The following is a 12,262-nucleotide window of genomic DNA, read 5'->3' as shown; positions in this document are numbered from 1 at the left end:
AAATGTCTAAGAACAATCAGCCGATTGAAATGACAGGCGTAAAAGTTAAGCTTGGCGTTTCGGATATTATCATCAGAGCTTTTGGATATATACTGATCACCTTTTATGCACTTGCATGTATATTTCCTTTTTTGATCATTATCGGTACATCTTTTACAAGTGAAACAATAATAAGAGCTGAGGGTGTACAGCTTATTCCCAAGGAATTCACCACCAAGTCCTATGAAATGGTTATGAGGGGCGGAATGATCTGGAAGAGCTACGGTCTTACCATTACCCTTACTCTTTGCGGAACAATAGTCGGACTTCTTGTCATCGCCATGACAGGTTACGCCCTTCAGAGAAAGGATTTCCCATTAAGAAATGTGATCTCCTTCTACATCTACTTTACATCACTGTTCTCAGCCGGACTTGCTCCTTACTACCTGCTGATGACACAGACCTATAAGCTCAACGACAGCTACCTGGCAGTATTTTTCCCTCTGCTGATGTCGCCCTGGCTTATCATCCTGATGAAGAACTTTGTTAAGGCTATCCCTCATGAGATCACCGAATCCGGTAAGATAGACGGAGCGGGAGATATGGTTATCTTCACAAGACTCATTCTTCCGATGCTTAAGCCGGCACTTGCTACAATCGGACTTTTCCTTGCACTGGGATATTGGAATGAGTGGTATCAGTCATCACTGTTCCTTAGCTCCAGAATCGCAGTTAAGCCTCTTCAGTTCCAGCTGTACAAGGTAGTTAACGAGGTTCAGTCCCTTAAGAATTCAATCGCGGGACAGTACATCACACTTACCGATGTGCCCACTGAGTCTCTTAAGATGGCAACAGCGGTTATGGCTACAGGTCCTATCGTATTCCTGTATCCTTTCGTTCAGAAGTACTTCATTGGCGGTATCACCGTAGGTGCGGTAAAGGGCTGATGTGGTGAGTTACTAATTGTAAATGCAACTCCGGAGCGGAGTTCAGATATTTTTCTTATAAAAAGGAGGATTCAAATGAAGAAAAAGTTATTAGCAACATTACTTAGCGCCAGCATGGTAATGGGTATTGCAGCTTGCGGTTCATCAGACGGCGGTGCAACTACACCTGCAAGCACTGACACTGCTAACACAGAAACACAGACACAGACAACAACAGACACAACAACTGCAGATGCAGGATCACAGGAAACAGCATCAGCAATTGACACTTCTGAGCACGTAGTTATCACATATATGACAACCGGTGGTGCTCCAGAAGGAAACATGACAGATGAGATGCTCAGCCAGCTCAATGCCATCCTTACAGAGAAGGTTAATGCTGAGCTTGAGATCTACTACATCGACTGGACAGATTATCTTTCCAACTACAACCTGACACTTGCACGTATGGATGGCACAGTAGACCTTGTTGGTACAGCTTCTGACTGGCTGGATGCATGGCCTAATGCCAAGAACGGTGCTTTCCTTGAGCTCTCTGAGGATATGCTCAAGACCTATGCACCCAAGACTTGGGAGAGCGTATCACCTGAGCACTGGGATCTCTGCAAATATGATGGCAACATCTACCTTATGCCTGAGGACAATTATGCACAGTGGACCAACCACGGCTTCGCATATCGTCTTGACTGGGCTAAAGAGGCAGGACTTGCTGACGGCGTTAAGAGCTGGGAAGACCTTACAACATACTTCAAGTATGTAAAAGAGACATATCCTGATGTTATTCCTTGGGATTCAGACGGCACACAGTATGGCCAGATGGTAAGCGGATGGATCGTATCACATTCTAACTATGTACCGATCGACGGTATCAATTCAGGCGCTATGTGGGGCGGCAAGAAGGATGACCTTTACACAGTATATTCACCTTTCATGACAGATACAGACTCTCTTGTAGAGTATGCTAAGATGATGAAGGAGTGGGATGAGATCGGCGTTTGGAAGACAGACGTTCTCAACAACACAGCTTCTGATAACAGAGAAGATTACAAGATCGGACGTGTAGCAGCTGAGCAGCATCACACACAGACTTGGACAGACCTTTGCTCACACAAGGACGGATACACAATCTATGACGATCCTAACGCAGAGACAGGCTTCTTCTACTTCGGTGAAGAGACAGGCAACATCGTAGCTCTTTCAATCACTCACGGTGCAATGGCAGTTTCAGCTGCTTCCAAGAACCCTGAGAGAGCACTTATGGTTTATGACCTTCTCAGAAACGACCCTGAGTGCTACAGACTTATCAACTACGGTGTAGAAGGCGTTTCTTACGAGATCGATGAGAACGGCATGAGAAAGAACCCTGAAGGCTATGACGGAAACACAGACGGCATCACAACCAACTTCTGGTGGGGACGTAACGATGACCTTGAGCTCAAGGATTCAACTCTTAACTGGGATGCAATCAACAAGCTCTATGCTGAGTATGACAAGATCAAGATCGACTATCCTTACGGACAGTTCGTTCCTAACGTAGATGATATTCAGTCCAAGATTGAGAACATCAACGACATTCATACAACATACATGAAGCAGATCTCCTTCGGTAAGTACCAGGGATCAGCTGAGGACATCGTTGCTGAGTACCAGGCAGCTCTTGAGAAAGCCGGAATCGCAGATGTAACAGCAGAGCTTCAGAGACAGTTCGACGAGCTTTATAAGTAATACTCACTTAGCGAGTTAACATTAAACCATTAAAAGGGAATACTGTGTTATCTTTGGCAGTATTCCCTTTTCTTAAAACAGAAGGAAACTGATTTTGTTATAATGGTTTTTACATGTATATAAATGTTTTTGGATGAGAGCACTTATATATGTGTAAAAAGCGATTATGAAAAAGTATTATAGGAGGAATTATGGGAAAATTTGAGATCAAGGATACGTTTTATCTAAACGGAGAGCCATTTAAGGTAATATCCGGTTCATTCCATTATTTCAGGACTGTACCTGAATATTGGAAGGACAGACTATCAAAGCTTAAAGCTCTTGGATGCAACACAGTTGAGACCTATATTCCCTGGAATCTGACAGAGCCTAAAAAGGGTGAGTTTAACTTCGAGGGCTTCTGCGATATTGAGAAATTCATACAGACCGCCACTGAGCTGGGCTTGTATATCATCATCAGACCTTCGCCCTACATCTGCGCAGAGTGGGAGTTCGGCGGACTTCCTGCGTGGCTTTTAAAGGACAGAAATATGCGCCTTCGTGTCAGCTACAAGCCTTTCCTTGACGCTGTGGAGGACTATTACAAGGTTCTTATGCCCAGGATCACCAAATATCAGATCGACAACGGCGGAAATATTATCCTGATGCAGATCGAGAATGAGTACGGATACTATGCCAATGACCATGAGTACATGAAGTTCATGCATGATCTGATGGTCAAGTACGGCGTTACAGTTCCTCTTATCACTTCCGACGGACCATATCATGAGAGCTACAGAGGTGGTTATGCTGAGGGCGCTCATCCCACAGGGAACTTTGGCTCCAAGACAGAAGAGCGTTTTGACGTGATAAAAGAGTATACAAACGGCGGACCACTTATGTGCGCCGAGTTCTGGGTCGGCTGGTTCGATCATTGGGGCAACGGCGGTCATATGAGAGGTAACCTCGTTCAGAGCACAGAGGATCTTGATAAGATGCTGGAGCTTGGAAATGTCAGCATTTATATGTTCCAGGGCGGAACCAACTTTGGCTTCATGAACGGCTCCAACTACTACAATGAACTTACTCCCGATGTCACCAGCTATGACTACGACGGAATCCTTTCTGAGGACGGACAGATCACCGAGAAGTACAGAAAGTACAAGGAAGTCATCTCCAAATATGTGGATATTCCCGAAGTAGAGCTTGAGAATAATATTCAGAGACAGAGCTATGGAACCCTTACCTGCAAGGATAAAGTAAGTCTCTTCTCTGTTTTGGATGACCTCAGTACCCCTGTCCATCTTCCTTACACAGTGAACATGGAGGAGCTGGATCAGAGCTACGGCTATATCCTGTACAGATCAAGACTTCATTCAGAGGCAGGAATTGCCAAGCTTAAACTCTGGGAGACAGCAGACAGAGCCAATGTCTTTGTTGAAGAAAAGCCCCTTATCACCCTCTATGACCACGAGCTTGATAATGAGCATGACATACCTATGGAAAAGTTCCTTGCCTGCAGTCAGCCCGCTCAGATGTTGGCCGGCAAGTTCATGATGGAACATGGCCTTACTCCCGAGACTGCAGCTGCAGCAATCGGAGAAGCCGGTCTTTCCACAGGCACATTACAGGGACTTAACGAGAAGTTCGATATTCTTGTAGAAAATATGGGAAGAGTTAACTTCGGTCCCCGCATGGAGACCCAGAGAAAGGGCATCGGTCGCTGCGTTCAGATCAACGGCCATATCCACAACGATTGGGATATCTACACACTTCCTTTGGACAATGTGGACAAGGTGGACTTTGCAAAGGATTATGCTGAGGGAACTCCTGCCTTTTATCGCTTTACCTTTGATGTTACGAAGAAGGGAGATACCTTCCTTGACTTTGAGGGCTGGGGCAAGGGAGTAGCCTTTATCAATGGCTTTAACCTTGGAAGATTCTGGGAGATCGGCCCTCAGAAGAGGCTCTATATTCCTGCACCTCTTCTTAAGGACGGAGAAAACGAGATCATCATCTTTGAGACCGACGGCAAAGTCAGAGACACCATAGAACTCAAGGATGAGCCGGATATCGGATAATCCGTAATCTGATCAGTATTAGATAAGTTTACCGTAGAGATGACCGTTATATTCGCCAAAGTAGGTTTCTTCGATCTTACGCATGAAAACGGTTATCTCTCCATCTTCAAAATATAACTGGAAGCGAAGACTTCCTACACATTCACCTATCAAATGGACTCTTATGCAGAGCACGTTATCCCTTGTAAAAAGGGCGCCGGCTGTATAGTCTGTGTTGTAACGGGAGAAGGTTCCCGTGCACATTCTGTCAAGGCCAAAGCTGATTATGTGCTTTGTATCGGAGTCCTTTTCTGTTAGCGTCATGCGGGATTCTCCCGTCGTCTTAATATCAAGCAAAAGCTCTGCAAAAATGCTGCCCTCACCAAGAAGTTCATACTTTCTTTGACCATAGTATTCCCTGCCTGTAACGGCTGTGTTGCTAATGGGAAGCCTGGGGAGACCTATTGCAAGATTCTTTTTATATTCTTCCAGTTCCGGGCATGCTCCTGATTCTATGGGAGTATCCTGAATATTTGGAAGAAGCTCTTCATAGATGGCGTCATAGATCAGCTGATTGCCTCCCTGCATTCCCTGGGTATCTGCAGTGGTCATTATTAGAAGATTCTTATCGGGGATTGAGATTCCTAGCTGGCCGCCCATTCCGTAGAGCACGAAGCCGCCTTTTTCATTCTGCCATATCTGCATTCCGTACCCCATGGATTCGCTGGGAAGCGGACCGGTCATGAGAGTATCTGACAGGTTGGAGGTGGCTTTTTCAATAAGAGCGGGAGATATCAGAGTTCTGACCTTGCCATCGGAGCAGGTTATGGTCCCTTTTTTATCAAGTATATAGAGAACCTTCAGAACATCCATGGGAGTTGCCATAAGACCGCTTCCGCCGATGGAAACACCGAAGGGGTCTTTTACCATGTAAGAATTGTCGCTGAAGTCCACGAATTTCAGCATCTTCTCCTTGAGAAAGGACAGCAGGTCAGTTCCTGTTAGCTTCTCGACGAGAGCGCAGAGTACATGGGCTGCTGAGGTATCATAATGGAACACTGTTCCCGGTTTGTGGGTGGGAGGTACGGTAAAAAAGCTCTCGACCCAGTCAGACTTCATATCCACCTTATAGGTGGTGGAAGCGTGGCAGGTTCGCATCATCAGCATATTTTCGATGGTGGTCTGTTTTATCCAGGGATGAGTTTTTTCATTTGTATACTCGGGGAAGAACTTTACTATTGAGTCTGACAAAGAGACTTTTCCTTCATCAATAAGAAGAAAGATGGATAGAGCGGTGAAACTCTTACTTATGGAGAACATTCTGTGAAGAGTATCTGCTCTGTAGGGAGCATAATACCCTTCGAAGATAAGCCTGTCCTTTCGCAGGACAAGAAAAGAATGCATCGGAACATCCTTTTTATCTAGTCTTTTTAATGTATTTAAAATAGCCTGTGAGGGAACCCCCACTTCTTCCGGTCTGCAACGATCAAATGAGAACATAGTATGCCACCTTTTTTGATTTTTCTTTTTTTATAATTCTCTCATTTCATAGGTGATCTTGCAAAGGGAACTTATTTTTAATGAGTTGAACATGTTGGAAGTTCTGTGCTATAATTTATTGCTAGTGAATAAAGTTATGTGAGGTTCCTATGTCTACAATTATCCAGAACAATCAGGTTTTTAATAACGAAGTCCCTTTCTGCAGGGTTTACAGCCTTGAGAGCAAGAAGCAGCTTGAGGAGAGATTCCTTGCCCACCGCATTTCATATTTTATCGAGTGGCAGGACAAGTCAATTCTTCAGAGGATTTTTGATAGGAAGGGCAACAAGATTGTCTGCACCTTCAGGATCAACAAAGGGGAGATACTTCGTGCCAGAGAGTTGGCTCAGGGCATCGAGGGAATCAAGTTCAAGGATTACGGAATCATCAAGGATGACCGCATTCGCAGAAGAAGCGAGGCTGTCAAGGAAGAGGATACCGGTCTTGATGTGCCTGATGAGCTTAAGTTTGAGAATGATCTGAAGAGAAACAATTCAGACGAAGATTGATTGAGAATCGATATGGTAGGGGATGCAGATGGCTCCCCTACTTTTTTTAGCATTAGTATTGGAGAAGAGATGGAAGATAAGAAGAAACAGAGTACAGCAAAAAACAGAAAAAACGATACGGATAAAAGAGCCTTTGAAAAAAGGGAGAAAAAGCCGGTAAACGGATCTGACTTCAAAGTTTCAAGTCGCTGCCCCGTATTTAAAAAGTGCGGCGCCTGTCAGATGATAAATACTCCTTATGACAAGCAGCTTAGGCAAAAGCATGCCCATGTAGCAGAGCTACTCGAGCCCTATTGTAAGGTTGCCTCCTTCGTCGGAATGGACAAGCCGGAGCACTACAGGTGTAAGGTTCACGCTGTTTTTACCCATGACAGAAAAGGTAATCCCGTATCCGGTATATACAGCGAGGGAAGCCATGATGTGGTGCCTGTGGACAATTGCCTTTTGGAGGATCAGAAGGCCGATGCCATCATCGCTTCCATCAGAGGGATGCTTAAGTCCTTCAAGATCAAGACCTATGACGAGGACAATGGCTATGGACTTCTTCGCCACGTTCTTATCAGAATCGGAAAAAATACCGGGGAGATCATGGTGGTTCTTGTTACAGTATCACCGATTTTCCCTTCCAAGAATAACTTTGTGAAGGCCCTTCGCAAAGAGCATCCTGAGATCACCACCATTGTCCTTAACGTCAACGACAAGCAGACCAGCATGGTACTTGGCGACAAGGAGAAGCCTCTCTACGGCCCCGGATTTATCTATGACACCTGCTGTGGTATGAAGTTCAAGATAAGCCCCAAGTCCTTCTATCAGGTTAACCCTGTTCAGCAGGAGGTTCTGTATAACACTGCAATCGAGATGGCAGAACTAACCGGAAATGAGACAGCCCTCGACTGCTACAGCGGTGTTGGCACCATCGGAATCATCGCAAGTCCTCATGTTAAAGAGGTTATTTCCGTGGAGCTTAACACGGACGCTGTCAAGGATGCCAAGATCAATGCCAAGATCAACGATGTGAATAACATCACCTTCTATGAGAATGACGCCACCAAGTTCATGCAGCAGATGGCGACTTCAGGAGATAAGGTTGACCTGGTGTTCATGGATCCTCCAAGAGCCGGTTCAACACCGGAGTTCATCACTTCTTTGAAGGTCCTGGGCCCTAAGAAGGTTGTTTATATTTCCTGCAGTCCCGATTCTCTGGCAAGAGATCTGGAGCTCCTTAAAAAGAGCGGTTATAAAGCACAAAAGGCGGTTCCTGTGGACATGTTCCCTTTTACCAGATCTATTGAGACTGTGGTTCTTCTTACCAAGGATACAGAGGAAGAAAAGAGCGCAAAGAAGGCTAACGGCGGTACCAAGAAGATCGTGAAAGATTCCGGAAAGTCTGCATCTTCCGGGGGACAGGCCGGGGCGAAGACGCCTGCAGCTCCTAAGGTTGCGCCACCTCCAAAGGTTCCTGAGAAGGGCAAGGCCACAGATGCGGACATAATCGCATGGGTTAATGAAGTGTTTGAAATAACCGTGACGGCAGCAGATATTTCCAATGTTAGAAGTAAAAAAGGCACAGGCAGCAGCGATAAGGACATGGCAGTAAATACCGCACTGAAGCACTTTAAAATGCTGTAAACAGAGCAGGGAGGAGTAATGAAAAAATGATAAGAGCACTACTTACCATGGATGATATTTCCAGCAGAAATACACCGGCAATTGTTGATTATCTTAAGGAGAAGAAGATCCCGATCCTCATGTTCGCCTGGGGAGAGAATATTGAGAGGTATCAAGAGGAGGCTCTTTATGTCCTTAAGAACGGAATCATTCTAGGTAATCACAGCTATACCCACCCGAATTTCTCTGAGATTTCTTTTGAAGAAGGGGTAAAAGAGATCGAGAAGTGCGAGAAGGTTCTTGATGATCTGTACAAAGAGGCAGGAGTAGAGCGTCTGTACAGGCCTTTCCGTTTCCCCTACGGAAATAAGGGCGGCGCTAACAAGGAGCTGTATCAGAAATATCTGGCGGAACACGGATTTCATAAAGTCGACGACAGGGATATCACCTACCCCTGGTGGAAGGAAAGCGGCCTTGATAAGGATATAGATACGCTGTGGACCTTCGATTTTGCTGAGTATAACATCAGGCAGGGGAGCGGCTTTACGATTGATAACGTCTATGGCAGGATGACAGACCAAAATCCCGCTTCAGGTGCGGTATTGTTTGCACCGGGCGGTAATCATATTCTGCTCATCCATGCTCACGATGAGACAGAAGAGCTGGTGCCTGAATATTACAGACACATTTTGGATAAGTGCCTTGAAAAAGGAGTCACATTTGTGGCGCCTGAGTTTATAGAGAATTGAGAGATTATTTTTTGAATTGCGAACGCATGAGAGATTATCGGTCTTGGACCGGGCTTTCATGCGTTTTTGTTATGGATTATACTTATTTTGGGACAAATGAAGACGTTATATAGTATTATTAATATATGGGATTAAAACCCATCACAGGAATACTATAAGGAGATGGCTATGCTTCATAATATCGGCGAAAATACTAATTATTTGTCACAGACTATTATCTACCTATTGGCAGTCATAGGTTGCTGGAAGATATTTGTAAAGTGCGGGGTTAAGCCATTCTGGGCAATCATTCCCTTTGCAAGAGAATATCATCTTGGGCTCTGCGCCGACAGGGAAGAGGATGGGCGCAGATATGCAATTCTGTCGGTTATTACAAATGTCATAGGGGGCTTCTCAGGACTGTTTAAGACAGACGATATAAGAGTGACAGCGACGTTACTGATCCTGTTGCTGATATTTATCATACCTACCATGATCTATGAGTTCAGAGTATACATGGGGCTTATCGCCATGTTCGGCAGGTCCAAAAAGTGGATACTTCTCTTCGTATTTTTTGAAGCTCCCACCATTTTTGCCTGGGGAATGCTTAAGCGATTTGTGCCCAAGAGGAAGGTTACGGACTACGCCGGTCTTACCGAGGCCAAGACTCTTGACGAGGACGTGAGCCATGACGATGACGGCCTTACCGTCAATATTAATGAGAGAACAGCTATAGATTTCTTCAAGAGAAAAGTCCTTCTTAAGGACATCCATATGTCAATTCCCAAGGGCCACATGGTACTTCTCCTTGGCGGCTCCGGAGCCGGCAAAACCACGTATCTTAATGCTGTCACAGGCTATGAGAAGGCCAACGCCAGCATCAAGCTTGGAAACGACGATGTTTACAAGGACTATTCCAAAATGCTCTACGACATAGGCTTTGTTCCCCAGCAGGATCTCATGCGCGGAAATGATACCGTTGCCCTTACCTTATCCGATGCTGCTACCCTGCGCCTTCCTTCCAGCGTTCATCTTTTTGACAGAATGAAACGTGTGAATGAAGTTCTCGAGCAGTTCGGTCTTACCGCTGTTAAAAATAATCTGGTGGAGAAACTATCCGGCGGACAGAGGAAAAGACTGTCGATCGCCATGGAGTTTATTTCCGACCCCTCACTTTTTATCCTTGATGAGCCGGATTCGGGCCTTGACGGAGTTGTGGCAAGAGGGCTTTTTGAGAAGCTAAGAGCCATAGCTGACGAAGGCAAGATTGTAATAGTTATTACCCATACCCCCGACAGAGTAATAGATCTTTTTGATGATGTGATAGTGCTTGCCAAGGATGCTAAGAGAACAGGGCGTCTTGCCTGGTACGGACCGGTAAAAGAGGCATATGAGTTCTTTGGCAAGTCTACAATGGAGGAGATCCTTCTTTCAATTAATCAGAAGGAAGAAGGCGGAGAGGGCAGAGCCGACGAATTTGTCGAAAAGTTTGCCGATTACATGAAGGAAAGGGTGGGGTGATAAGATGAGTACTGAAAATATGGCAAGCACCAAAAAAGTTAAGCATCCCGGCCGCTTTTCACAGACCTTTATCTATCTGGGCAAGCTATTTAGAATGTTCCTGTTCCAGAATGACTGGAAGGTACTGCCCATGGCAGCGATTATCTCAGGCCTGGTGGCCTTTGTAGTTGGCGGGAACCTGTATAAGACCATGGAAGGAACCATGACCGGTGCCTTTGCCCTGGCCTGCGTATGTATCTGGAACGGATTTTTTAACTCCATTCAGGTGATATGCCGTGAAAGACCCATTGTAAAAAGAGAACACAGATCAGGACTTCATGTCAGCTCCTATGTGGCAGCCCATATGATCTACCAGGCCTTTCTCTGTGCTGCCCAGGCAGCAATAACTCTTTTCGTCTGCATTAACCTTAAGGTGACGATTCCGGGTGAGAGTCTGATAACGAGGTGGCCCGTCGTGGATATTGGAATTACGCTGTTTCTTGTGACCTACTGTGCTGATATGTTGGCGCTTTTAGTATCCTCAATTGCCAGAACTACCACAGCAGCTATGACGGTTATGCCGTTTTTGCTGATTGTGCAGCTCCTTTTCTCGGGAGGATTTTTTAACCTTCCCCAGCAGGCTATGCCCCTTACCAACCTGACCGCCACCAAATGGGGCCTGACAGCTCTGTGCATCCAAGGGGATTACAATTCCCTGCCCATGGTCAGCATCTGGAACAGTGCAGTTAAGCTGAAAAACGTGGAGGTGGAAGGAGAAAAACCCTTATTGGAAGTGCTCAGTTATATTGAAGAAAACAACCGGCGCGACGAACTTCTTATGATGTCCGCGCAGCAGAATCAGAAGCCGGAATACACTTTCGATAAATCGCTTCTCATTGAATGCTGGATATGGCTGGCGTTCTGGACTATTGTATATATTGTTGTAGCAGTAGTGCTACTTGAATTTATTGATAAAGATAAGAGATAAAATATGAAAAACGGCCCTTTGCGGATATATCTGCAGAGGGCCATATTTTATGAAAAAATTATAAGTTTTTCTGCAGACCTTTTTTAGACTAAGTTAATTAGACATTAGGCTTGGCATCCGTGATAATGGAGTTAAAGATTCAATTAATTATGGATTATTGAAAGATTATTTCAGTAATGCATGTCGCTATCGGCTTTCACTCGAATTTAAGATAAGGAGGATGGAAGATGAGAGGACTTTTGAAAAAAATATCAGCAATAACTCTGGCGACTCTGATCGCATTTGACACGCCGCTGTGTTCCCTGGCCTATGACGAAGCTCAGTGGGAGGCTGAGGAAGCCGGGGGAGTCTCCTCCTATGATTATTTTGGAGATTCTGAAGGCAGTACAGATCCGGACATCTGGGGGTATGACTATGACACAGATGTTTCCGACGACGTGATTTCCGACGACGTGATTTCCGACGACGTGATTTCCGACGACGTGATTTCCGTTGGCATCGATGATTTCCTGATTGAACAGGAAGCGGATATGGCAGAGGAGGATGCATCTGAATCTGAGGATGCTGATACATCCGGTGAAGTGGAAGAAGCTCCGGATGTAATAGTTGAGGAAGAGGAGGCAGAAGTTACCGATGCAATCTCCGACAATGATGCAGAAATGGTTGTTACAGGGGATGATCTCGGCAATCTGAAGGCTTA

At 45.3% G+C, this 12,262-nt stretch carries 10 protein-coding genes; 9 read left to right on the top strand and 1 reads right to left on the bottom strand.

Going from position 1 to position 12,262, the window contains the following annotated elements:
- The first annotated feature begins 2 nt into the window (after nucleotides 1-2).
- The 3 genes from G588_RS0107585 (at nucleotide 3) to G588_RS0107575 (ending at nucleotide 4,711) form a co-directional block, all read left to right on the top strand.
- Nucleotides 3-926, top strand: a complete 924-nt coding sequence (locus tag G588_RS0107585; RefSeq protein ID WP_022778147.1) for a carbohydrate ABC transporter permease — start codon at nucleotides 3-5, stop codon at nucleotides 924-926.
- A gap of 75 nt (nucleotides 927-1,001) precedes the next feature.
- Nucleotides 1,002-2,651, top strand: coding sequence for a DUF3502 domain-containing protein (locus G588_RS0107580; RefSeq protein ID WP_022778146.1), 1,650 nt, complete (start codon nucleotides 1,002-1,004; stop codon nucleotides 2,649-2,651).
- A 191-nt stretch (nucleotides 2,652-2,842) separates the two neighbouring features.
- Complete coding sequence (locus G588_RS0107575) at nucleotides 2,843-4,711, top strand: glycoside hydrolase family 35 protein (protein ID WP_022778145.1); 1,869 nt, start codon at nucleotides 2,843-2,845, stop codon at nucleotides 4,709-4,711.
- Nucleotides 4,712-4,729: 18 nt separating this feature from the next.
- Here G588_RS0107575 and G588_RS0107570 read toward each other — a convergent pair whose 3' ends face one another.
- The gene (locus G588_RS0107570; RefSeq protein WP_022778144.1) at nucleotides 4,730-6,190 is read right to left on the bottom strand and encodes a serine hydrolase domain-containing protein; all 1,461 of its coding nucleotides are present in this window, start codon (nucleotides 6,188-6,190) and stop codon (nucleotides 4,730-4,732) included.
- 149 nt (nucleotides 6,191-6,339) lie between these two features.
- On the opposite strand from G588_RS0107570, the gene G588_RS0107565 reads away from it, so the two are divergent.
- The 6 genes from G588_RS0107565 to G588_RS19550 form a co-directional block, all read left to right on the top strand.
- Nucleotides 6,340-6,738, top strand: a complete 399-nt coding sequence (locus tag G588_RS0107565) for a hypothetical protein (RefSeq protein WP_022778143.1) — start codon at nucleotides 6,340-6,342, stop codon at nucleotides 6,736-6,738.
- Nucleotides 6,739-6,807: 69 nt separating this feature from the next.
- Entirely contained in the window at nucleotides 6,808-8,367 is a 1,560-nt protein-coding gene (gene rlmD / locus G588_RS19555) for a 23S rRNA (uracil(1939)-C(5))-methyltransferase RlmD (protein ID WP_022778142.1), read from the top strand.
- 26 nt (nucleotides 8,368-8,393) lie between these two features.
- Nucleotides 8,394-9,095 carry a polysaccharide deacetylase family protein gene (locus G588_RS0107555; protein ID WP_022778141.1) on the top strand — a complete coding sequence of 234 codons (702 nt, stop codon included), beginning with the start codon at nucleotides 8,394-8,396 and terminating at the stop codon, nucleotides 9,093-9,095.
- 168 nt (nucleotides 9,096-9,263) lie between these two features.
- Nucleotides 9,264-10,595: an ATP-binding cassette domain-containing protein gene (locus G588_RS0107550; RefSeq protein WP_022778140.1), complete on the top strand. Its 1,332-nt coding sequence runs from the start codon at nucleotides 9,264-9,266 to the stop codon at nucleotides 10,593-10,595.
- Nucleotides 10,596-10,599: 4 nt separating this feature from the next.
- Nucleotides 10,600-11,562 (top strand): ABC transporter permease, encoded by a 963-nt coding sequence (locus tag G588_RS0107545; RefSeq protein WP_022778139.1) that lies wholly within the window; start codon nucleotides 10,600-10,602, stop codon nucleotides 11,560-11,562.
- Between the two features lie 227 nt (nucleotides 11,563-11,789).
- Nucleotides 11,790-12,262, top strand: a 473-nt coding sequence (locus G588_RS19550; protein WP_035788084.1) for a hypothetical protein, incomplete at its 3' end; no start/stop codon positions are given.

This window comes from Butyrivibrio sp. AE3009 (genome assembly GCF_000420845.1).
GTDB lineage: Bacteria > Bacillota > Clostridia > Lachnospirales > Lachnospiraceae > Butyrivibrio.
This window is presented reverse-complemented; position numbering and strand designations above follow the sequence as displayed.